This is a genomic window from Micromonospora sp. WMMD882, from assembly GCF_027497255.1.
Classification (GTDB): Bacteria; Actinomycetota; Actinomycetes; order Mycobacteriales; family Micromonosporaceae; genus Micromonospora.
The window spans coordinates 1397931-1419404 of the sequence record NZ_CP114903.1 but is presented as its reverse complement, the minus strand read 5'-3'; the positions used below and the strand labels follow the sequence as shown (position 1 = coordinate 1419404).

Below are 21474 nucleotides of genomic sequence, written 5' to 3'. Positions count from 1 at the left end.
GTGGGTCGGTTGGTGGGTTCTGGGGGTGGTCGGTTGTCGGCGGCGGAGATGGTGGGGGTGGCGCGGGGTTTCGCGGATCGGGTGGTGGTGCGGCGTTCGGTGCGTCATTTTTCGGCGGATCCGGTGCCGTTGGGGGTGGTGGAGGAGGCGGTGCGGGCGGCGGCGTCGGCGCCGTCGGGGGCGAATGTGCAGCCGTGGCGGTTCGTGGTGGTGACGGATGTGGAGCGGAAGCGGCGGTTGCGGGAGGCGGCGGAGGCGGAGGAGCGGGAGTTTTACGGGCGTCGGGCGTCGTCGGGGTGGTTGGAGGCGTTGGCGCCGTTGGGGACGGATTGGCGTAAGCCGTTTCTGGAGGTGGCGCCGGTGGTGATCGTGGTGTTCGAGGTGCATCAGGGGCCGCGGTCGCCGAAGCCGTATTACGTGAAGGAGTCGGTGGGGATGGCGGTGGGGGTGTTGGTGACGGCGTTGCATCTGGCGGGGTTGGTGACGTTGACGCATACGCCGAGTCCGATGCGGTTTTTGAATGAGGTGTGTGGGCGTCCGCCGGAGGAGCGTCCGTTCGTGGTGATGCCGGTGGGGTTTCCGGCGGAGGATGCGTGGGTGCCGGATGTGGGGCGGAAGCCGTTGGAGGAGGTGTTGGTGTGGCGGTGATCAGGTGAGGTGTGTGGTGAGCCAGGTGTGGAGGGGGGTGATGTGGCGGTCGGGGCGGCGCCATTCGGCGAGGAGGTCTTCGAGGAGGTGGAGTTCGTCGGTGAGGTTGGGGCCGTGGTAGCGGCGGATGACGGGGTGGATGAAGGCGCTTTCGGCGGCGCGGTCGGGTTGGGGGTGGCGGCGGATGTGGAAGACGTCGGGGTGGGGGTCGCGGCCCCAGCGGAGGCTGATCGTGTAGTAGTAGGGGTGGTGTTGGAAGCGTTGGCGGATGTGGTTTTCGGGTAGGTCCTGGTAGTGGCGGGCGGGTTTGTCGGGGTCGATGACGATGGCGTCGGAGAGGTATTCGAACTGGGTCCAGAGGGCGGAGCTCCAGTTGACGCGGTCGAGGATGAGGGTGGTGAGGGTGTCGGGGTCGGGTTGGTGGTGGGTGTGGGGTAGGGGTTGGTTGTCGTAGCGTTCGCGGAGCAGGTGGGTGAGGGTGCGGAGGTTGTAGCGGAACCCGTCGATGAAGGCGGAGGAGGCGCGTTTGAAGTCGTGGTCCTGGGCGATGGTGCCGGCGAAGTAGAGGCCGTCGATGTTGGTGGATTGCCAGTCGGGTGTGGTGGCGGGCATGCGGCGGTTGGGGGCGAGGTGGGGTCGGGTGTGGGGGGTGAAGGGGGTGGTGTCCATGGTGAAGCCGGTGCAGCGGAGGACGGTGTCGTATTCCATGACGGCGGTTTCGTTGTCGGCGTGGGTGTAGGTGAGGTGGACCTGGTAGCGGTTGTCGAGGGGGCGGATGTCGTCGATGACGCAGTCGAGGACGGAGTGGAGGGTTTTGAACTGGTAGCTGTCGAGGACGGCGCCGTGGTGGCCGCGGACGTCGCCTGGGTGTTTGGTGTTCCAGGCGAGGCGGAGGGGGCGGGGGCTGGCGAGGTGGATCATGGCGGCGTGGCCGAGGAGGGCGGAGGCGGTTTCGAAGGCGGAGTTGCCTTTGCCGAGGATGAGGACGCGGTGGTTGGTGTAGTGGGTGGGGTCGGTGGACATGGTTTCGTAGCCGGTGGCGTGTTCGATGCCGGGGATGTCGGGGATGTGGGGGTGGCCCCAGCCGGTGGCGACGATGAGGCATTGGGCGTGGATGGTGTGGTGGTCGGTGTGGACGGTGAAGCCGTGGGGGGTGCGGTCGATGTGGTGGGCGGGGGTGTCGAACTGGATGTTGAGTTTGTGGTGGTGGTGGAAGTCGGTGAGGTAGCGGACCATGTCGTCGGCGTGGGGGAAGTAGTCGTGGCTGTAGTGGGGGAAGGGCAGGTCGGCGGGTTCGTGGAGGAGTGAGTTCCAGTCCCAGCGGAGTTTGATTTCGGGGTCGTCGCTGGTGGTGTGGGTTTTGTTGAGGGAGATGAGGCGGCGGTGGCGGGGGAAGTGGCGGAAGAATTCGGCGGGGGCGGGGGCGCGTTCGATGGTGAGGTAGTCGCTGCCGGTCTGCTGGAGGTAGTAGCTGAGTTGGAGGCCGGAGGGTCCGGCGCCGATGATGAGGTAGCGGTGTCGTCGGGTGGGGTGGGGGTGGTCGGGCACCGGTCCTCCTGTGGGGTGGCTGGTGGTCCGACGATCTCCAATGGAGTGTGGTGTGTCAATGGTGGGGTTCAGCCGAGGTCGACGACGAGGGGGCGGTGGTCGGAGATGGTGGACAGTGGGGTGGTGACGGCGGTGACGGGTGGGAGGCGGTGGGCGTCGTGGGGGTCGGCGAGGATGTGGTCGAGTTGGATGCGGGGTTGGGCTGCGGGGTAGGTGGGGCGTCGGCCGAGGGGTTGCCAGCCGGTGAGGAGTCGGGTGGGGGTGGTGGGCAGGTTGAGGTCGCCGAGGAGGATGCGGGGGGCGGGCAGGGTGCGTAGGGCGCGGATGGCTTGGCGTAGTTGGCGGGCGTTCCAGCCGGGGACGAAGGACAGGTGGGTGGCGGCGGCGGTGAGGGGTCCGTGGGGGGTGTCGAGGACGGCGGCGAGTAGGACGCGGGGTTCGTCGCGGAGCAGGACGAGTCCGCCGCCGGGGCCGGGGATGAGGACCGGGGAGCGTAGTGGGGCGGGGCGTAGGCGGGTGACCTGCCAGGTGCGGGCGGGGTATCGGCTGACGAGGCCGACGCCGTAGCAGGGTTCGCCGTGGCCGTCGTCGTCGTGGGTGAGGGGGCGGAACTGGTGGCCGGGGGTGCCGACGACGGCGGCGGCGAAGCGGTGTTCGGGGGCGTGCAGGGCGCGGGCGGCGATGGCGGTGAGGTCGTGGTGGCCGCTGCGGGACTGGTCGCGGTCGACTTCCTGTAGGGCGAGGACGTCGGCGTCGAGGGCGGTGACGGCGGCGGTGAGCCGGTCGGGGTCGACGAGGCCGTCGGCGAGGGAGCGGCCGTGCAGGAGGTTGAAGGTGGCCAGGCGCATTTCTGCACCATACGTGGGCGTGGGAGGGTTACCTGATGATCAAGGTGTGGTGCTGTCTGGTGGTGGTGTTCGTGGTGGTGGCGTGGGTGGGGTGGGGGTTGCGGCGGCGGCGGTGAGGCTGGCCACAGGGGGCGGGTCAGGGGTGGGGTGGGTGGGCAGAATGCGGCCCGTGGATGCGGGTTCTGTGGTGACGTTGTTGACGGTGGCCGTGCTGGCGGGCTGGGTGGACGCGGTGGTGGGTGGGGGTGGTCTGGTGTTGTTGCCGGCGTTGCTGGTGGCGGCGCCGGGGTTGCCGGTGGCGACGGCGTTGGGGACGAACAAGTTGGCGGCGATCGCGGGGACGTCGACGGCGGCGGTGACGTATGCGCGGCGTACGGGGGTGGATTGGGCGGTGGCGGGTCCGTCGGCGGTGCTGGCGGTGGTGGTGGCCGGGGTGGGGGCGGCGTTGGCGGGTTTGGTGCCGGGGCAGGCGTACCGGCCGGTGGTGTTGGTGGTGTTGGTGGGGGTGGCGGTGTTCGTGGTGGCGCGGCCGAGGTTGGGGGTGGTGGCGGCACCGGGTCGGCGGACCCGGGCGCGGGTGGTGGTGGCGGTGGTGGTGGCGGGTGGGGTGATCGCGTTGTACGACGGGTTGGTGGGTCCGGGTACGGGGACGTTTCTGGTGGTGGCGTTCACGGTGTTGGTGGGGGCGGATTTCGTGCGGGGTTCGGCGATGGCGAAGGTGGTGAACGCGGGGACGAATCTGGGGGCGTTGGTGGTGTTCGGGGTGAGTGGGCACGTGTGGTGGTGGTTGGGGTTGGCGATGGCGGTGTGCAACGTGGTGGGGGCGGTGGTGGGGGCGCGGATGGCGGTGCGGCGGGGCGCGGGTTTCGTGCGGGTGGTGTTGTTGGTGGTGGTGTGCGCGTTGGTGGCGCGGTTGGGTTACGACCAGTGGGTGGTGGGGTGAGTGGTGGGGGTGCGGGCGGAGCATGACCGGGGGGTGTTGGCGGGTTTGTTGGGGCGGGATCCGGTGTTGCACGCGTACCAGTTGGGTGATCTTGATGATGTGTGGTGGCCGTTCACGACGTGGTGGCGGGGTGGGGACGAGGTGGTGTTGATGTTCCACGGGGTGGTTCCGGCGACGGTGGTGGCGTTGGCGCGGCCGGAGCGGGTGGGCGCGTTGGCGGAGGTGTTGGTGGGGGCGGCGCCGGTGTTGCCGGCGCGGGTGCACGCGCACCTGTCCCCCGGTGTGGCGGCGGCGGTGGGTGGGGTGGTGCGGGTGGGGCCGGTGGTGGCGCACCGGAGGTTGGCGTTGACGGATCCGGGCCGGTTGGCGGGGGTGCGGCCGGAGGGGGTGGCGTTGACGGTGGCGGATCTGCCGGAGTTGGTGGCGTTGTACGCGGTGGCGTATCCGGGTAACTGGTTCGATCCGGGGATGTTGGCGGCGGGGCCGTACGTGGGGTTGCGGCGCGGTGGGGAGCTGGTGGCGGTGGCGGGGGTGCACGTGTGGTCGCCGGGGTACGGGGTGGCGGCGGTGGGGAACGTGGCGACGCATCCGCGGTGGCGGGGGCGGGGGTTGGCGGCGGCGGTGCTGGCGCGGCTGTGTGGGCGGTTACGGGCGAGTGTGGGTCATGTGGTGTTGAACGTGCGGGCGGACAACGCGGTGGCGTTGCGGTTGTACGGGCGGTTGGGGTTCACGGTGGTGGCCGGGTACGAGGAGACGACGTTGTCGGCGTGGGGTGGGTCAGCGGCGGGGTGAGTCGTAGCGGCCGGCGCGGATGTCGCGCAGGGCGCGGCGGCGGGTGTCGCCGCGGAGGGTGTCGACGTAGAGGGTGCCGGCGAGGTGGTCGGTTTCGTGTTGCAGGGCGCGGGCGAGGAATCCGGTGCCGGTGACGGTGCGGGGTTGGCCGTGCTGGTCGAAGCCGTGGGCGGTGGCGTGGCGGGCGCGGGGGGTCGGGAAGTACAGGCCGGGGATGGACAGGCAGCCCTCGTCGTCGTGGTCGAGCTCGGTGGACAGTTCGAGGGTGGGGTTGATCAGGTGGCCGCGGTGGCCGTCGGCGTCGTAGACGAACACCTGGGCGTCGACGCCGATCTGGGGGGCGGCGACGCCGGCGCGGCCGGGGGCGCCGAGGAGGGTGTCCATCAGGTCGGTGACCAGGGCGCGTAGGGCGTCGTCGAAGTGGGTGACCGGTTGGCAGGGGGTGCGCAGGACGGGGTCGCCGATGATCCGGATGGGGCGCATGGTCATGGCGGCAGGTTAGTCGTCGGTGGCGTTGGGTGGCGGGGTGGGTCGGCGGGCGGCGACGAGGGTGGTGACGCCGTCGAGGATACGGTCGAGGCCGAAGGTGAAGGCGCGGGTGGGGTCGGTGGCGGCGCCGTATTCCTGGCCGGCGGCGGCGCCGACGCGGGCGGCGGTGGGCCAGCGTCGGGCGTCGAGGACTTTTTCCAGGTAGGGGGCGTGGGCGTGCCACCACTGGTCGTCGGTCATGCCGGTGTGGCGGGCGGCCTGGGCGGCTTCGACGGCGCCGCGGACGGCGCCGTGGACGTAGCCGTGGACGAGGGTGACGACGGCGTCCATTTCGAGGTCGGTGAGGCCGAGGCCGTCGACGGCGCGTAGGTCGTGTTCGTAGCGGGCGATGACGTGGGGGCCCAGGGGTGGGCGGGTGGTGGCGACCTGCAGCAGCCAGGGGTGGCGTAGGTAGCGGGCCCAGGCGTTGCGGGCGATGGCGGCCAGTCGGGCGCGCCAGTCGGCGTCGGGTGGGGTGGGTTCGGGGTCGGGTTCGCCGTGGACGGTGTCGAGCATGACGTCGAGGAGTTCGCCTTTGCCGGGGATGTGGGTGTAGAGGCTCATGGTGCCGACGCCGAGGTGTTCGGCGACGCGGCGCATGGACAGGGCCGGCAGGCCGTCGGTGTCGGCGAGGGTGATGGCGGCGTGGACGATGCGGTCGACGGTGAGGTCGGTGCGGCCTTTGCGGTGGGGGCGTTCGCGGGTGCGCCAGAGCAGGGCGAGGCTGCGGGCGGGGTCGCCGGTGCCGCTGTACTCGGTGGTCATCGTGGTTCACCCTAGCGGCCGGTTCGTACGGCGTACGCCGGTCGGGTGGGTGGGGAAAGGGGGTGGCCGGGGTGGCCGGTGGTGGGTGATGGTGGTGGGTCGTGTTCGTGGTGGACCGGGTGAGGGGGTCGTGGTGTATCCACAGATGCGGGCGCATGCCGGGGGGATGCTCGACGTCGGTGACGGTCAGCGGGTGTTCTGGCAGGTGGGTGGGAATCCGGACGGTAAGCCGGCGGTGGTGGTGCATGGTGGTCCGGGGTCGGGGTGTTCGCCGGGGTGGGCGCGGTTCTTCGATCCGGCCCGGTACCGGATCGTGTTCCTGGATCAGCGGGGGTGTGGGCGGTCCACGCCGGGCGCCGGGGATCCGGGGGTGGATCTGTCGACGAACACGACGGGTCGTCTGGTGGCGGATCTGGAGCGGCTGCGGGAGCACCTGGGGGTGCGGCGGTGGTTGGTGTTGGGGGCGTCGTGGGGCAGCACGTTGGCGTTGGCGTACGCGCAGCGGCATCCGGATCGGGTGTCGGAGCTGGTGTTGTTCAGTGTGACGTTGGGTGAGCGGCGGGACGTGGAGTGGATCCTGCGGGACATGGGGCGGGTGTTTCCGGAGCAGTGGGCGCGGTTTCGGGCGGGGGCGCCGGTGGCGGACCGGGACGGTTGTCTGGCCGACGCGTACGCGCGGTTGCTGGTGGATCCGGATCCGGTGGTGCGGGAGCGGGCGGCCCGGCGGTGGTGCGCGTGGGAGGACACGCATGTGGCGACGGTGCCGGGACGGGGGCCGGATCCTCGGTTCGCTGACGCGGGGTTCCGGATGGTGTTCGCGCGGTTGGTGACGCACTACTGGCGGCACGGGTGTTTTCTCGACGAGGGGCAGTTGTTGCGGGGGGCGTCGCGGTTGGCGGGGATTGCGGGGGTGCTGGTGCACGGCCGGTGGGACGTGTCCACTCCGTTGGAGGGGGCGTGGCGGTTGGCGCGGGCGTGGCCGGAGGCGCGGTTGGTGGTGGTGGAGGCGGCCGGGCACGGCTCGGGTGGGCCGGGGATGGCCGAGGCGGTGGTAGCCGCGGTGGACGGGTTCGCCGGGGGGTGAAGGGGGTGGTGGTCAGTGGCCGGTGAGGGCGGCGCGTAGCGGGGCGGCTTTGGCGGCGGCTTCGGCGACCTCGGCGGTGGGGTCGCTGTCCCAGGTGATGCCGCCGCCGGCCCACAGGTGCAGCCGGTGGGGGTCGGCGGCGGCGGTGCGGATGGTCAGGCCGAGGTCGAGGTGGCCGGCGCCGATCCAGCCGAGGGCGCCCATGCTGGCGCCCCGGCCGACGGGTTCGGCGGCGGCGATGTGGCGTAGGGCGGCGATTTTGGGGGCGCCGGTGACGGAGCCGCCGGGGCAGACGGCGCGTAGCAGGTCGGCCAGGCCGAGGCCGTCGGCGACGGCGGCGGAGATGCTGGATTCGGCCTGCCACAGGTCGCACCAGCGGCGGACGGTGAACAGCTCGTCGACGTGGACGGTGCCGGTGCGGGCGATGCGGCCGAGGTCGTGGCGTTCCAGGTCGACGATCATGATGTGTTCGGCGCGTTCCTTCGCGGAGGCGAGCAGGTCGCGGTGGCCCTGGCCGGTGGCGGGGCGGGTGCCTTTGATGGGGCGGGTGACGGCGCGGCCGGCGTGGACGGCGACGAGGGTTTCCGGGGAGGCGCAGCCGATGGCCCAGCCGTCGCCGTGCAGGGTGCCGCCGTAGCGGGCGCCGGGCAGCGCGCCGAGGCGGGTGAGGGCGGGCAGGGGGTCGCCGGTGTGTGGTGCGGTGGCGTGTCCGACGAGGTTGACCTGGTAGACGTCGCCGCGGCCGATGGCGGCGCGGACGGTGTCGACGGCGGCGGCGTGCGCGGTGGGGGTCCAGCTGGGCTGCCAGGGGCCGAGCCGCCACGGGCGGGGCGGCGGGTCGGCCGGTGGGATGGGGGGTCGGCCGTGGTGGTAGACGATCACGACGAGGTCGGGCAGCGTGGGTACGGGTGTGGGTGGGCCGGGTGGGGCGCCGGTCAGGTGGGCGCCGGCGGCGGCGGAGAGATACAGGGACGCGCCGCAGACGCCGGTGGGGTGGTGGTGGGCGGGGCGGGCGAGGTCGGTGACGGGCAGGCCGTGGGCGGTGAGGAAGTCCTGGGCGAGGCGGGCGGGGTCGCCGCCGTCGGTGGTGTGCCACTGGAGTCGGGCCCGCTCGACGAGGTGGGGTCGGCAGTGGGTGGGGGCGGCGGGGGCGTCGATCAGCCGCTGTGGGAGCGTTTCCACGCCGACCGGCTCATGCTGCCTCATCCGTTCAGCGGATTTCGTGGGAACGGTGTCGGTTGCTTGTCGATACCGCGCCCGTCGGCTTGGTACTGTGCGTCACTGGTCATGTGAACCATGACACAGTTCCCCCACAGCCCGGAGAACCCGATGTGCCAGCACCAACCCACCTGTCCCTCCGCTGAGGCGACCGACCGGGAAGCCGCCCGTGTCCTCGCCTGTTTCCCCGAGCAGGGCTGGAGCCTGCTCTGCAACGGGGTGATCGTGTTCGAGGACACCGGCGAGCTGCTTCCCGACGGCCGCACCATCGCCCCGCACCGTGGGCCGGCCCGGCACGTCCTCGTCGCCTGACCTGCCCCTGGTCGACCCGCCGGCGTCGTCGCCGGTGCACAGGCTAGCCGCCCGCCCCGACCTGTCCGCGCCGGGGCGGGGTGAGGTCGGCGCCGCTCACCCGGCGAACGCCTCCGGTGGCGGGCACGCGCACACCAGGTTCCGGTCGCCGTACGCGCCGTCGACGCGACGCACCGGCGGCCAGTACTTGCCGGCGCGGTCCACGCCGTCGGGGTAGCCGCCCACCGACCGCGGGTACGGGTGCGGCCACTCGTCGGCCGACACCATCGCCGCGGTGTGCGGGGCGTTGCGCAGCGGGTTGTCCCCCGCCGGCCACTGCCCCGAGGCGACCTTGTCGATCTCGGCGCGGATGGCGATCATCGCCGCGCAGAAGCGGTCCAGCTCGGCGAGGTCCTCGCTCTCGGTGGGCTCCACCATCAGGGTGCCGGCCACCGGGAACGACATCGTCGGGGCGTGGAAGCCGTAGTCGACGAGTCGTTTCGCCACGTCGTCGACGCTGACCCCGGTCGCCTTCGTCAGGGGCCGCAGGTCCAGGACGCACTCGTGCGCCACCAGGCCCTTGTTGCCGGCGTACAGCACCGGGTAGTGGGCGCGCAGCCGGGCCGCCACGTAGTTCGCCGCGAGCACCGCCGTGCCGGTGGCCCGGGTCAGGCCGTCGGCGCCCATCATCCGCAGGTACGCCCACGGGATCGGCAGGATCCCGGCCGACCCGTACCGGGCCGCCGACACCGCCGGCCGGTCGCGGTCCGGGCCGGCCAGGGAGTCCCCCGGCAGGAACGGCGCCAGGTGCGCCCGCACCGCCACCGGCCCCACCCCGGGGCCGCCCCCGCCGTGCGGGATGCAGAACGTCTTGTGCAGGTTCAGGTGCGACACGTCCGCCCCGAACCGGCCCGGTTTGGCGTAGCCGACCAGGGCGTTGAGGTTAGCGCCGTCGACGTACACCTGGCCGCCGGCGTCGTGGACCCTCGCGCACAACCCGGCGATGCCGCTCTCGTACACGCCGTGCGTCGACGGGTACGTCACCATGATCGCCGCCAGGTCCGCCCGGTGCTGGTCGATCTTGGCGTCCAGGTCGGCCAGGTCGACGTCACCGTCGGCGTCGCAGCCGACCACCACCACCCGCATGCCCGCCATCACCGCGGACGCGGCGTTGGTGCCGTGCGCCGACGACGGGATCAGACACACGTCACGGTGACCCTGCCCGCGGCTGCGGTGGTACGAGCGGATCGCCAGCAGACCGGCCAGCTCCCCCTGTGAGCCGGCGTTGGGTTGTACGCTCACCGCGTCGTAGCCGGTCACCTCGGCCAGCCAACGCTCCAGTTGGGCGATCAGCTCCCGGTAGCCGGCGGTCTGCTCCGCCGGCGCGAACGGGTGCAGGTGCGCGAACTCCGGCCAGGACACCGGCTCCATCTCGGTGGTGGCGTTCAGCTTCATCGTGCACGACCCGAGCGGAATCATGCCCCGGTCCAGCGCGTAGTCGGCGTCGGCCAGCCGCCGCAGGTACCGCAGCATCGCCGTCTCCGAGCGGTGCCGGTGGAACACCGGATGGGTCAGGAAGTCGCTGTCGCGGACCAGGCCGGCCGGCAGCGCGTCCGGCGGCTGCTGCCCGGCCGGCGGCGCGTCGACCCCGAACGCCGCCCACACCGCCCCCAGGTGCGCCTCGGTGGTCGTCTCGTCGCAGGACACCCCGACCCGGTCGGCGTCGACCAGCCGCAGGTTCACCCCCCGCTCCCCCGCCGCCGCGACCACCGCGGCGGCCCGGCCCGGCGCCCACGCGGTCACCGTGTCGAAGAACGCCACGTGCGCCACGTCGACCCCGCCGGCCCGCAACCCGGCCGCCAGCCGCGCCGCCATGGCGTGCGTGCGGCGGGCGATCTCCCGCAGCCCGTCCGGGCCGTGGTAGACGGCGTACATGCCGGCCATCACCGCCAGCAGCACCTGCGCGGTGCAGATGTTGCTGGTCGCCTTCTCCCGGCGGATGTGCTGCTCACGGGTCTGCAGGGCCAACCGGTACGCCGGGTCGCCGGCGGCGTCCCGGGACACCCCGACCAGCCGGCCCGGCAGCATCCGCTCCAGGCCCGCCCGCACCGCCAGGTAGCCGGCGTGCGGGCCGCCGAACCCCATCGGCACCCCGAACCGCTGGGTGGTGCCGGCGGCCACGTCCGCGCCGATCTCACCCGGCGGACGCAGCAGCGTCAACGCCAGCAGGTCCGCCGCGACGGTCACCAGGGCGCCCACCGCGTGTGCCGCCTCGACCAGCCGGGCATGGTCGCGTACCGCCCCACCCGCGCCCGGGTACTGCAGGTGCAGACCGAAGAACTGCTCCGGCAGATCGTCGACGTCGACGTCGAGGACCCGCACGTCGATGCCGAGCGGCTCGGCCCGACCGACGATCACCGCCAGGGTCTGCGGCAGGGTGTCCGCGTCGACGACGTACACGTTGCTCGTCGCCCTGGCGGCCCGCCGGGCCAGGGTCATCGCCTCCGCCGCGGCGGTGGCCTCGTCGAGCATCGACGCGTTGGCGGTGGCCAGACCGGTCAGGTCGGTGACCATCGTCTGGAAGTTCAGCAGCGCCTCCAGCCGGCCCTGGCTGATCTCCGGCTGGTACGGGGTGTACGCGGTGTACCAGGCCGGGTTCTCCAGCACGTTGCGGCGGATCACCGCCGGGGTGTGCGTGCCGTGGTAGCCCAGACCGATCATCGACACGGCCACGGTGTTGCGGGCGGCCAGGGCCCGCAGCTCGGCGACCGCCTCCTGCTCGGTGGCCGCCGCCGGCAGGTCCAGGCCGCCGTGCCAGCGGATCACCTCGGGGATCGCCGCGTCCATCAGCTCCTCGACGGAGCCGTAGCCCACCGCCTCCAGCATCCGGCGCTCGCTGTCCGGATCGGGGCCGATGTGGCGGGCGGCGAACGGTGCTGCGGTCATGGGTTGCGCTCCCGGGAGGTGAGGTCGACGGGTCGGCCTCCCCCTCTGTCACGCCCGGGCACGGCGCTCCACAGTGCCTGCCCCACGCGGTCCTTCTGCCTGAGAGGTTCCGGGGAGGGGTTGCCCCTTCGGCGCCACCCGTGACATCCGGGTGGTCTCTCCCGCGTGGGTGGGTACCGGCATGGTCAACGCTACCAGCGCCGGTGTTTCCGCCGCGTGTCGAGCCCCACGCCACGCCCCCTACGGGGCGGTCAGGGCGCCCGCGGCGGTGACCCGGTCGGCCAGGGCCGGCAGCAGCCGGCCCAGCGGCGCGTCCACGGTGAACGTCGCGTACCCGTCGCCCCGGGTGACCCCCTGGTTGACGATCACCACCGGGATGCCGCGTCTGGCCGCGTACGTGACGAACCGGCGACCCGACATCACCGTCAACGACGACCCCAGCACCAGCAGCAGCCGCGCCGAGCCCACCAGGTCGAAACACCGGGCCACCCGGGTCGCCGGAACAGACTCGCCGAAGAACACCACGTCCGGTTTCAGCATGCCCGTGCCGCAGGACGCGCAGTCCACCGGCCGGAACCGGGCCACCTCGTCGTCGGTGAGATCCACGTCACCGTCCGGGTTGACGGCGGTGACCGTCGCGTCGAACCCCGGGTTGGCCCGCCGCAACCGCCCGTCCAGCTCCTCCCGGCCGCCGCGCGCGCCACACCCCAGACACACCACCTCGTCGAGACGGCCGTGCAGCTCCACCACCCGCGGGCTGCCCGCCGCCGTGTGCAACCCGTCGACGTTCTGGGTGATCACCGAATCCACCAGCCCGGCCCGCTGCAGACGGGCCACCGCCCGGTGCCCGTCGTTCGGCGCCGCCCGCGCCACCAGCCGCCACCCCAGATGACTGCGCGCCCAGTAGCGCCGACGCGCCGACGGGTCACCGGTGAACGTCTGGTACGTCATCGGAGCGTGCCGGCGCGCCACCCCGCTCGGCCCCCGGTAGTCCGGGATGCCCGACTCGGTGGACAACCCGGCCCCGCTGAGCACCACCACCTGACCGCCGGCCACCAGCGCGGCGAGGGCGTCGACCTGCTCCGTCACGTGTCCATGCTGCCTCAGCCGACCCGTCACGACCACCGGGCCGGGCCACCGGGTCGTGGCCCGGCCCGGTGGGTCACCGCTGCGGGTGGTACTGGCGGGGCAGCGCCGCCGGCTGCTGCCCGCCCGGCGGCCCGCCGTGCCCCACCGCCGGCGGCTGGCCGCCCGGCGGAGCCTGCCCGGCGGCCAGCCGCTGCATCGTCCGCGCCAAATGGTCGCTGCCGTCGTCGAGCTGCCGCGCCGCCGACTGCATGTGCGCGATCATCATCTCGCCGTAGATGCGCAACGCCTCCCGGGTGGCCACCGAGTCGTCGAACTGCGGCCCGGCGGCACGGCGGTAGTCCTGCACCGCCCGCTCCGCCTCCTGCCGGGCCTCCTCCGCCGCCGCCTGCAGATAGCTGTCGTACTGCATCCGCGCGTACTCGGCGACCCGACGCGCGTAGTCGTGCGCCTGGGCGATGATCTGCTCCGCCTCCCGCTGCGCGGCCGACAGCAGGTTCACCTCCTTCGCCGCCGGCGCCGCCGGACCGGCGTTCGGGATCACCCCGTGCCGGTGCAGCTCCACCCGATCGGTGAGCCGCTCGTTCTCCGCCCGCAGGGTCGCCAACTGCGCGGCCAGCAGATCCAGCTCGTCGGCCACCTGCATCCGGAACCGGTCCACGTCCTGGTGGTCGTAGCCGCGGCGGGTGAACGACGCCGAGGAGAACTCCCACCGGCGCACCCGGTCGGCGGTCATCCGCACCTGCGGCGTCACCTGCACGCCGTCGTAGCCGCTCATCGGGGTCGCGCTCACCGGGCACCTCCGGACTCGTCTCCCGCCGGGGAAGCATCCACCGCCGTCCGCCACGCCGGGCCGTACCAGTGCCGGCCCAGCCCCTCATGGTGCACCTGACCGGCGTGGTAGCCCGCCGCCGCCAACGTCTGCGCCGCCCGGCCCACCATCTCGTCGGAACCGCACACGTACACGTGCCGGGACCGCCAGTCACCGTCGGCCAACGCCCGGTCCACCACCTGCACGACCTCCCCCGGACGCCGCGGATCCACGCCCACCACGTACGTCACCGTCAACCACGGGTACGTCGCGGCCAACTTGTCGATCATCTCGGTGTCGTAGAACTCCGTCCGTGACCGCGCCCCCACGTACAGGTCGACCCGCCGTCGGGCGCCCTCCGCCGCCACCTGCTCCACCAGCGCCCGCACCGGCGCCCACCCGGTGCCGGCGGCCAACAGCAGCAGATCCGCGCCGCCGGCCGGCCACAGGGTCAACCGCTCCCCCACCGGCGCCGCCAGATGGATGTGGTCGCCCACCGCGCACCCGTACACCAGGCGGGAGCTGACCACCCCGCCGGGCGCCGCCCGCACGTGCAACTCCAGGGTGCCGTCCGGGCGGGGCGCGTTCGCCGGCGAGTAGTACCGCCACGCCCGCACCGCCGGATGCGACACCCCGATCGACTGGCCCGCGACGAACGGCAGCAGGTACTGCGGGCGCACCGTCAGCACCGCCACGTCGAACGTGCGCCGCTCGTGCCCGACGATCTCCGCCACCCACCACGGCGGGTGGACCTGCTCCGCGGCCTGCGCCGCCTCGATCATCACCTGCGACACCAGCCCGTACGCGCCGGCCCAGTCCCGGGCCAGCTCGTCGGTCCACCGGTCACCGAGGAAGTGCCGCAGCGTCGCCAGCAACGCCTCCCCCACCGCGGGATAGTGCTCCGGCCGCACCGCGAACTTGCGGTGGTCCGCGCCCAGATCCCCCAGGAACCCCGTCAGCCGGTCGACCTGGTCCACGTGGGACACGATGTGCCCCAGCGCCGTGACCAGCCGGTCCCGCTGCCCGGCCATGTTCGTGGGGAACATCTGCCGGGTCTCCGGATGGGACAGGAACAACGCCGAATAGAAATAGAGCGGAACCTGGTCACCGTACGCCGCGACCTGATGCCAGCTCTGCTTGAGCCGCGCGACGTCCACGCTCAGACGCCCGGACGGTTCCCGGCGGCCACCACCTGGTCCTGCACCTGCGCCAGCACCACGCCCACGTGGTCCAGCACGTCCGCCGGCACCCCCAACTGGGTGAGCGTGTCCACCAGGTGCGCCCCGACGCGCTGGTAGTGCGCGACGGTGATACCCAACGGCTGGTGCGCCTCGGCCAACCCCCGACCGGCGTACTCGTTCGGACCGCCCAGCACCACCGTCAGCATCAACGCCAGGTGCCGGCGCTGCCGCGCCATGTCCACGCCGGAGAAGTAGCCGGCCAGCTCCGGGTCGGCCAGGACCCGGTCGTAGAACAGGTCGACCGCGGTCTTCACGGAGGCCGCGCCCCCGATACGTTCGTAGTGCGAGGGGGAGGTCTGCTCGGTAACCGTCACGGGGTTTCCTTCCGGGAGGGGAACAGCGCGGTCGCTGGCCCAACCCGCGCAGCCACGCCAGCCAACCGTGTGACGGACCTTAGCGTGCCGCTGTGGACGACCCGCGCCCGGCCTGTCGGCGTCCCGGTGGCGTCCACAGCGGACGGGTGACGCTCAACCGTTCGGTCAACCCGCCCGGCGGCGTGCCCGCCGCGCCGCCAACTCGTCACCCACCGTGTCGCCGGCGGTCGGCGTGGGCTCCTCGACCCCGGCCACCGCCGGCTCCGCCGGCAGATGCGACAGGGAACCCTCGATCTCCTTGAACGCGCCGCCGATGGCGATGCCGAACACCCCCTGGCCGCCCTGCAACAGGTCGACCACCTCCTCCGGCGACCGGCACTCGTACACGGTCGTCCCGTCGGAGATCAACGTGATGCCCGCCAGGTCACCCACCCCACGGGACCGCAACGCCTCGATCGCCTTGCGGATGTTCTGCAGGGACACCCCGGCGTCCAGCAGCCGCTTGACGACCTTCAACACGACCAGGTCCCGGAACGAGTACAGCCGGGACGTACCCGACCCGGAGGCGTCCCGCACGCTCGGCACCACCAGCGCCGTCCGCGCCCAGTAGTCCAACTGGCGGTAGCTGATCCCCACCGCCGCGCACGCCGTCACGCCCCGGTAGCCCACCGAGCCGTCACTGTCGGTCGCCGACGGCGACACCACGTCCGGGCTCTGCGACGCCGTACCCGGATCAGAATCTCGTGGCCCGTGCATCCCGAAACCTCCCCGCCCGTGCGGCGCCACGTCGCTCGCGGGACGCGCACCCCTCGACACCGCAACCCTATAGCGCGGTTCAGGAGTCACCGGGCAGGCACGGGCGCGACACGCCGAACGATCACCGTGCTTCACGCACCGTCACCAGAGCGGGTGGCGGCTGCTGTCGCGCCGCCCACCCGGTGAACCCGCTCGACGGCGGGGGTCAACCGGCGAAATCCTCCGGGCGCACCTGGTCCAGGAACTCCCGGAACTTCTCCACCTCGTCCTCCTGCTCGTCGGGAATCACGATCCCCGCCTCGGTGAGGACCTGCTCGGCACAACGAATGGGAGCGCCCACCCGCAACGCCAACGCGATCGAGTCGCTCGGCCGCGCCGACACCCGCAGGCCGTCACCGATCAGCAGGTCGGCGTAGAAGACGTTCTCCTTGAGCTCCATGATCTCCACCGCCCGCAGCGGCGCCTTCAACGCCGCCAGCACGTCCCGCAGCAGATCATGGGTCAACGGGCGGGCCGTCTTCACCCCCTGCTGCTCGTAGGCGATCGCCGTCGCCTCCACCGCGCCGATCCAGATCGGCAGGTAGCGGTCCCCCTCGACCTCCCTGAGCAGGACGATCGGCTGGTTGGTGGGCAGTTCCACCCGCACTCCGACCACGCTCAGCTCGCGCACCGCCGCCTCCGTGTCGTCGTCACCTACGCACCGCGCCTTCCCTGCACGGTACACGCGCCCCCGGAAGGAGCGTCCCCGCGCACCACGCCCGCCGCGCACCCGCGACAGAGAGGGATTACCCCCGCAAGCCTACGGCACGCTACGGCCGGACAGATCTCTGCCGACCGCTCACCGACCCAGCGACGACCGCAGGCTCACCCGCACCAACGCCGCGTGCAACTGCTGCGACAACGCCACCAACTCCCGGGCCGTCTCTGCCGCCCGCGCCTGCGCCTGCGGGTCGCTCTGCCGCGCCAACGGCAGCAGCAACTGCGCGAACAGGCCCGCCTCGCGGTCCGCGGCCGTCCGGAACGCCCGCAGGTGCCGCGGCTCCAGCCCGTACGCCGCCAACCCGGCCACCGCCTGCGCGATGATCAACGCGTCGCCGTCGTACCAGCCGGGCGGACTCGACACCACCACCCCGAGCCGCTCCAGCTCACCCAGCGTCGACTCGTCCACCCCGCTGCGGGCCACCAGATCCGTCCGGCTCAACCGGACCGCGGCCGACTCGACCGGCTCGGGCTCCGCCGGGGCACGCCCCGGCACCTCACCGCCCGGACCGACCGCGACCAGCGTCGGCCGCGGTCGACCGGAACCGTCCGACGAGGCGTCCCACTCCGCCAACTGCTCACGGATCACCCGCAACGGCAGGTACTGGTCCCGCTGCGCGGTCAACACGAAACGCAACCGGGCCACGTCGTCCCAGCTGTACTTCCGGTACCCCGCCGGGGTGCGCTGCGGCTCCACCAGGCCCTCGGCCTCAAGAAACCGCAACTTCGAAATCGTGGTGTCCGGAAAGTCCACCCGCAACTGGGCCAGCACCTCGCCGATGCTCATCAGCGGTTGGGACCGGGCCGCCCCGGGCGGCATGGAGGCCGCAGGCTCGTTCACCCCCGGCCGGCCTCCTCCTCCGGGCGCGGACCGGCGATGAACACGACGCGGAACTTACCGATCTGCACCTCGTCGCCGTTGCTCAGCGTCGCCGCCTCCACGCGCTCCCGGTTCACGTACGTGCCGTTGAGACTGCCCACGTCCCGCACCGTGAACGTGCCACCGTCACGGTGGAACTCCGCGTGCCGACGCGACACCGTCACGTCGTCGAGGAAGATGTCGGAATCGGGATGCCGGCCACTGGTCGTCACGTCATGGTCCAACAGGAACCGGGCGCCGGCGTTCGGCCCGCGACGGACCACCAGCAACGCCATACCCGGCGGCAGCGAGCCCGACATCCGGCTCGGCACCACGTCGGCGTCCGGGCCCTCCAGGACCTCGTCGAGCGAGCCGAGATTGAGCGTCGACGTGACGTCGAGCGGGGGGAACTCGTCGTCTGGGCGCGTCATGGGACCACCTCACGGATCTTGTTCGGTCGGCGTCGGGTAATGACCGGTCTTGGCCGCCGGGCCCAGGAACACCCGGCGGCTGGCTCCCCGTGCCCGGGAAGGCTATTTCCACGACGCTCAACTAATTTTGGGTTGTCTCGGTCGACTGGGCGAGCCTAGCCAGCGCCGAAATGCAGGGCAACCGGACGCGCGGAGACGACCCTCGCTCCGGCGAAAGGAAACTCAGCTCCCGGTGACGTCCCGGTACGCGGCCGCGGTCAACAGACCCGCCACCGCCGCCGGATCGTCCGGGCGGATCTCCACCAACCAGCCGTCGCCGTACGGATCGGTGTTGATCACCTCGGGCGTGTCGGCGAGCGCCTCGTTGCGGGCCGAGACCGTGCCGCTCAGCGGCGCGTAGATCTCCGACACGCTCTTGGTCGACTCGATCTCGCCGAACGACTCGCCCGCCGCCACCACCGCGCCCTCGTCCGGCAACTGGACGTACACGATGTCACCCAGCGCGTCCTGCGCGAAATGGGTGATGCCGACCCGCACGGGGCCGTCGCCGTCACCCGCCACCCACTCGTGCTCGGCGGTGTACCGCAGGTCCTCGGGAATCACCAGACGCGTCCTTCGTCCTCGTACCGACAAACGGCGCGCCGGGGGTCGCCCGGCGCCGCCCGTACGGTCAGGAGACCGGACGGGCGTGTTCCAACCTGATCGGCGCGTGCAACGCCGAAACCTCGGCCGCCGCACGATCCTCGAAGAGCACGGTACCGCCGTCACCCCTGATCGATGCGGCCACCCCGCCGGGAATGTTCAACGCCGTTCGCATCGTGGCCGGATCACCGATAACCATGATCGCGTACGGCCCCGAGATCCGCCGCCCGTCCACGACCAGCCCACCGCCGTCGCCGTCCAGGAAGTACGTCGACGCGACGATCCGCACCGGTGAGCCCGACCCACCGGAGATCTGCATCGCCTCCGCGCCCGCGCCCCGCAGCTCCTGCACCGCGTCCAGCACCCGACTGGCCGACACCGGCTTGCCGCCGCCGCTGAGCCGGATCAACATCCCCGGCCCGGTCGCCGGCAGCGTCCCGGCGAGGATCCCCAGCTCGTCAGCTCGCCGCGCGGCCTCCTCCAACGCCGCCTCACGGCCCTGCGCGCCCGAGGCCAACTGCCGTTGACTCTCCTCCAACTGGGCGATGTCCTGCCGCAGCCGGCTCTCCCGGGCGTCCAGGTCCGACAGGATCCGCACCAGGTCCTCCTGCCGGGTCGCCGCCAACGTCGGATCCGCCGAGGTGCTCCTCAACTGCACCACCAGGGTGAACCCCAGCAGCGCCAGCAACACCACGATCATCACCGAGGCCACGCTGACCGGTCGCCGCGGCGGCGTCGCGGCGACCGGCTCCTGCTCGCCGGCCGTCGGCCGCCGACGGGTCAACTCGACCGTCGGATCGTCCGGCGACGGCTCCGACGGCACGGGACGCCGCTCGGCCACGTCGTCGTCGACCGGCTCGGCCCGCAGCGGCGCCGTCTGGTCCGGATCCGGGGCGTCCGGACGGGGATCCGGCTCGGCCGCCGGCCCGATCGGCCGGGACGGGCCCGTCGGCTCCGGCCAGCCGGTGCCCGTGTCGTCGCGTTCGTCGCTCATCGCCTGCCAACCTACGCCCGAAAACCGGCCACTACGCCCGGAACAGATGCCGGCGGATCGCGGCCACGTTGCCGAAGATCCGCACACCCAGCACCACCACCACGCCCGTGGAGAGCTGACCACCCACGCCCAACTGGTCACCCAGATACACGATCAGGCCCGCCACCAGCACGTTCGAGATGAACGACACCACGAACTGCTTGTCGTCGAAGATCCGGTCCAGCTTGGCGCGGACCCCGCCGAACACCGCGTCCAGCGCCGCCACCACGGCGATCGGCAGGTACGGCTGAAGCCCGGCCGGAACGGTCGGATCCAGATACACCCCGAGCGCCACCCCGGCGATCAGCGCCAGCACCGCGATCATCGGCCACCTCCGGAAGAACGGGGAGACGACGTTCCCGACCCGGACGGCCGCGGAACGGAGGAACCTGACGGCGACGGCGGCGGATGGGCGTACCGCAGGGCCGAATCGGTCGCCGCCTCCGGCAGGGTCAGCCCCTCGACCTCCCGCGCGCCGAACGACAGCCCGGTCTGCTCGGCCACCCGACGCAGCAGCGCCGCCGCCGAGCTGGCCTCGAACCGGTCCCGCATCGACTCCGGCCCGACCGCCGACACCCGGTACGGCCCGGTCACCGGCCGGAAGTCCACCAGGATGGCCTCCCCGGCCGACCGGATCGTCGACGTGGAGGTCAACCGCTGGTCGTTGACGGCGATCGCCTCCGCGCCCGCCGCCCACAACGCGTTGGCCACCAGTTGCAGGTCACGGTAGAGCACCCGACCAGGCCCGGGACCGCCGGCGCCGGTCACCACGTCGGCGTTGTCCGGGGCGTCGGCGAGACGCACCACCACCCCGTCACCGCGGACCGGGCCCAGCCCGGTGGCCGCCTCCAGGTCGCGCAGTCGGGCCGCGGCGCTGCGGGACAGGGCGGCGTCGCGCTGCCGGGCCACCTCCGCCCGCAACTGCTCGGCCCGGGCGGTCAGCCGGTCGGTCTCGTCCTGCCGGTCCCGGATCTGGTCGACCAGCCCCGAGCGGGCCTGACTGCGGCTCGGCTCCTCCTCGACCGTCTGCCGGTACGCCACGGCGAGCAGGAACCCCAACGCCACCAGCACCACCGCGGTGACCGCCCGGCCGGCCCGCAGCCGCGCCGGTGACGGCGGCTGCGAGCGTCGCCGGGCCGCCGCGTCGGTGTAGCCGGCGTCGAGCGGGTTGCGGAACAGCTCGGTGAGGAAGTCCGCCGGGTAGCCGCGCTCACGCCGGTCGGGGCCGCTCATCGGGCGCCCTCCCCGCGACGGACCCGCACGAGCTGGCCGGCCTGCACCACGTAGAAGAAACCGGCCACCCAGTACAGCGCCAGGCCCCACCAGGCCAGCCCCCAGCCGATCGCGGTGGCGACCCCGGCCGCGGCCGGGACGGTCGCGGCCAGCAGCAGGATCGGGAACGCCGCCAGCAGCAGGAAGGTGGCGGTCTTGCCGACGTAGTGCACCGGCGGCGGACCGTACCCGTGGCGGCGCAGCACGGCCAACGCGCCGAGCAGGAGCACCTCCCGGCCGAGCAGCGCGACGGTGAACTGCCACGGCACCACCTGCCGGGCGGTGAACGCCAGCAGCGTGGCGAGGATGTAGAGCCGGTCGGCGAACGGGTCGAGCAGCTCCCCCAACCGGCTCACCTGACGCAGCCGCCGGGCGACCCAGCCGTCGACCCAGTCGGTGGTGCCGCCCACGGCCAGCACCACGATCGCCGCCACGTCGGCCCGCAGGCTCAGGAAGAGATACAGGAACAGCGGCACCCCGAGCAGCCGCACGAAGCTGATCAGGTTGGGCACCGTCCACACCCCGGAGTCCGTGGCCCGGTCGGCGGCGTCACCGGAGGGCCGGGAGCGCTCCGGCCGAACCTCGCGACGCGTCACCGACCCTCCCCTCCGTGACAGGTCCGACTCCCGGCCGACGGTCGGGGCGCTGCGGAGGAACGT

Annotated in this window: 24 protein-coding genes and 1 riboswitch; of the genes, 5 read left to right on the top strand and 19 right to left on the bottom strand. The window is 72.5% G+C overall.

The genetic code is table 11. From position 1 onward, the window contains the following. Positions 1–48: 48 nt before the first annotated feature. Positions 49–648, top strand: coding sequence for a nitroreductase family protein (locus tag O7606_RS05305; RefSeq protein WP_281599499.1), 600 nt, complete (start codon positions 49–51; stop codon positions 646–648). On the opposite strand, the gene O7606_RS05300 is transcribed toward O7606_RS05305, so the two are convergent. Both O7606_RS05300 and O7606_RS05295 read right to left on the bottom strand, forming a co-directional pair. Beyond that, positions 649–2196 (bottom strand): NAD(P)-binding domain-containing protein, encoded by a 1548-nt coding sequence (locus tag O7606_RS05300; protein WP_281597917.1) that lies wholly within the window; start codon positions 2194–2196, stop codon positions 649–651. Positions 2197–2264: 68 nt separating this feature from the next. Next, positions 2265–3044: an endonuclease/exonuclease/phosphatase family protein gene (locus O7606_RS05295; protein ID WP_281597915.1), complete on the bottom strand. Its 780-nt coding sequence runs from the start codon at positions 3042–3044 to the stop codon at positions 2265–2267. Between the two features lie 169 nt (positions 3045–3213). On the opposite strand from O7606_RS05295, the gene O7606_RS05290 reads away from it, so the two are divergent. After that, entirely contained in the window at positions 3214–3987 is a 774-nt protein-coding gene (locus O7606_RS05290; RefSeq protein WP_281597913.1) for a TSUP family transporter, read from the top strand. A 9-nt stretch (positions 3988–3996) separates the two neighbouring features. Beyond that, positions 3997–4779, top strand: a complete 783-nt coding sequence (locus O7606_RS05285; protein ID WP_281597912.1) for a GNAT family N-acetyltransferase — start codon at positions 3997–3999, stop codon at positions 4777–4779. Here O7606_RS05285 and def read toward each other — a convergent pair. Both def and O7606_RS05275 read right to left on the bottom strand, forming a co-directional pair. Then, positions 4765–5268, bottom strand: a complete 504-nt coding sequence (gene def / locus O7606_RS05280; protein ID WP_281597911.1) for a peptide deformylase — start codon at positions 5266–5268, stop codon at positions 4765–4767. The genes O7606_RS05285 and def overlap by 15 nt on opposite strands. Positions 5269–5277: 9 nt before the next feature. Beyond that, positions 5278–6072 (bottom strand): TetR/AcrR family transcriptional regulator, encoded by a 795-nt coding sequence (locus O7606_RS05275; protein WP_281597910.1) that lies wholly within the window; start codon positions 6070–6072, stop codon positions 5278–5280. A gap of 88 nt (positions 6073–6160) precedes the next feature. On the opposite strand from O7606_RS05275, the gene pip reads away from it, so the two are divergent. Continuing rightward, a complete protein-coding gene (gene pip / locus O7606_RS05270) occupies positions 6161–7156 on the top strand; it encodes a prolyl aminopeptidase (protein WP_281597908.1) in 996 nt (331 codons plus the stop codon). A gap of 12 nt (positions 7157–7168) precedes the next feature. Here pip and O7606_RS05265 read toward each other — a convergent pair whose 3' ends face one another. Beyond that, positions 7169–8362 (bottom strand): chorismate-binding protein, encoded by a 1194-nt coding sequence (locus O7606_RS05265; RefSeq protein WP_281597907.1) that lies wholly within the window; start codon positions 8360–8362, stop codon positions 7169–7171. A 123-nt stretch (positions 8363–8485) separates the two neighbouring features. On the opposite strand from O7606_RS05265, the gene O7606_RS05260 reads away from it, so the two are divergent. Further along, complete coding sequence (locus O7606_RS05260; protein ID WP_281599497.1) at positions 8486–8686, top strand: DUF5999 family protein; 201 nt, start codon at positions 8486–8488, stop codon at positions 8684–8686. Between the two features lie 96 nt (positions 8687–8782). On the opposite strand, the gene gcvP is transcribed toward O7606_RS05260, so the two are convergent. The 14 genes from gcvP to O7606_RS05190 all read right to left on the bottom strand — a co-directional run bounded on the left by gcvP (position 8783) and on the right by O7606_RS05190 (position 21336). Then, positions 8783–11611 carry an aminomethyl-transferring glycine dehydrogenase gene (gcvP, locus tag O7606_RS05255; protein ID WP_281597906.1) on the bottom strand — a complete coding sequence of 943 codons (2829 nt, stop codon included), beginning with the start codon at positions 11609–11611 and terminating at the stop codon, positions 8783–8785. Positions 11612–11688: 77 nt separating this feature from the next. Beyond that, positions 11689–11785: riboswitch (glycine riboswitch) on the bottom strand. Between the two features lie 66 nt (positions 11786–11851). Further along, positions 11852–12700 carry an NAD-dependent protein deacetylase gene (locus O7606_RS05250; protein ID WP_281597905.1) on the bottom strand — a complete coding sequence of 283 codons (849 nt, stop codon included), beginning with the start codon at positions 12698–12700 and terminating at the stop codon, positions 11852–11854. Between the two features lie 73 nt (positions 12701–12773). Continuing rightward, positions 12774–13490, bottom strand: a complete 717-nt coding sequence (locus tag O7606_RS05245) for a cell division protein DivIVA (RefSeq protein WP_281597904.1) — start codon at positions 13488–13490, stop codon at positions 12774–12776. Beyond that, entirely contained in the window at positions 13487–14665 is a 1179-nt protein-coding gene (locus tag O7606_RS05240; protein WP_281597903.1) for a globin domain-containing protein, read from the bottom strand. The genes O7606_RS05245 and O7606_RS05240 overlap by 4 nt, the downstream gene beginning before the upstream one ends. Before the next feature lie 2 nt (positions 14666–14667). Next, on the bottom strand, positions 14668–15063 hold the full coding sequence (locus O7606_RS05235) for a group 1 truncated hemoglobin (RefSeq protein ID WP_281597902.1): 396 nt from the start codon (positions 15061–15063) through the stop codon (positions 14668–14670). Positions 15064–15228: 165 nt separating this feature from the next. Beyond that, positions 15229–15819 (bottom strand): MerR family transcriptional regulator, encoded by a 591-nt coding sequence (locus O7606_RS05230; RefSeq protein WP_281597901.1) that lies wholly within the window; start codon positions 15817–15819, stop codon positions 15229–15231. Positions 15820–16024: 205 nt separating this feature from the next. Further along, positions 16025–16489 (bottom strand): bifunctional nuclease family protein, encoded by a 465-nt coding sequence (locus tag O7606_RS05225; RefSeq protein WP_281597899.1) that lies wholly within the window; start codon positions 16487–16489, stop codon positions 16025–16027. A 168-nt stretch (positions 16490–16657) separates the two neighbouring features. Then, positions 16658–17365, bottom strand: coding sequence for a MerR family transcriptional regulator (locus O7606_RS05220; RefSeq protein WP_281599496.1), 708 nt, complete (start codon positions 17363–17365; stop codon positions 16658–16660). 50 nt (positions 17366–17415) lie between these two features. Next, positions 17416–17868 (bottom strand): FHA domain-containing protein, encoded by a 453-nt coding sequence (locus O7606_RS05215; protein WP_275029596.1) that lies wholly within the window; start codon positions 17866–17868, stop codon positions 17416–17418. Between the two features lie 222 nt (positions 17869–18090). Beyond that, on the bottom strand, positions 18091–18471 hold the full coding sequence (gene gcvH / locus O7606_RS05210) for a glycine cleavage system protein GcvH (protein WP_281597895.1): 381 nt from the start codon (positions 18469–18471) through the stop codon (positions 18091–18093). Between the two features lie 67 nt (positions 18472–18538). Next, positions 18539–19504: a DUF881 domain-containing protein gene (locus O7606_RS05205; RefSeq protein WP_281597894.1), complete on the bottom strand. Its 966-nt coding sequence runs from the start codon at positions 19502–19504 to the stop codon at positions 18539–18541. A 31-nt stretch (positions 19505–19535) separates the two neighbouring features. After that, a complete protein-coding gene (locus O7606_RS05200) occupies positions 19536–19868 on the bottom strand; it encodes a small basic family protein (protein WP_281597893.1) in 333 nt (110 codons plus the stop codon). Then, the gene (locus tag O7606_RS05195) at positions 19865–20776 is read right to left on the bottom strand and encodes a DUF881 domain-containing protein (protein WP_281597892.1); all 912 of its coding nucleotides are present in this window, start codon (positions 20774–20776) and stop codon (positions 19865–19867) included. Before O7606_RS05195 ends, O7606_RS05200 begins: the two co-directional genes overlap by 4 nt. Then, positions 20773–21336: a CDP-alcohol phosphatidyltransferase family protein gene (locus O7606_RS05190; protein WP_281599494.1), complete on the bottom strand. Its 564-nt coding sequence runs from the start codon at positions 21334–21336 to the stop codon at positions 20773–20775. Before O7606_RS05190 ends, O7606_RS05195 begins: the two co-directional genes overlap by 4 nt. Between the last annotated feature and the right edge of the window lie 138 nt (positions 21337–21474).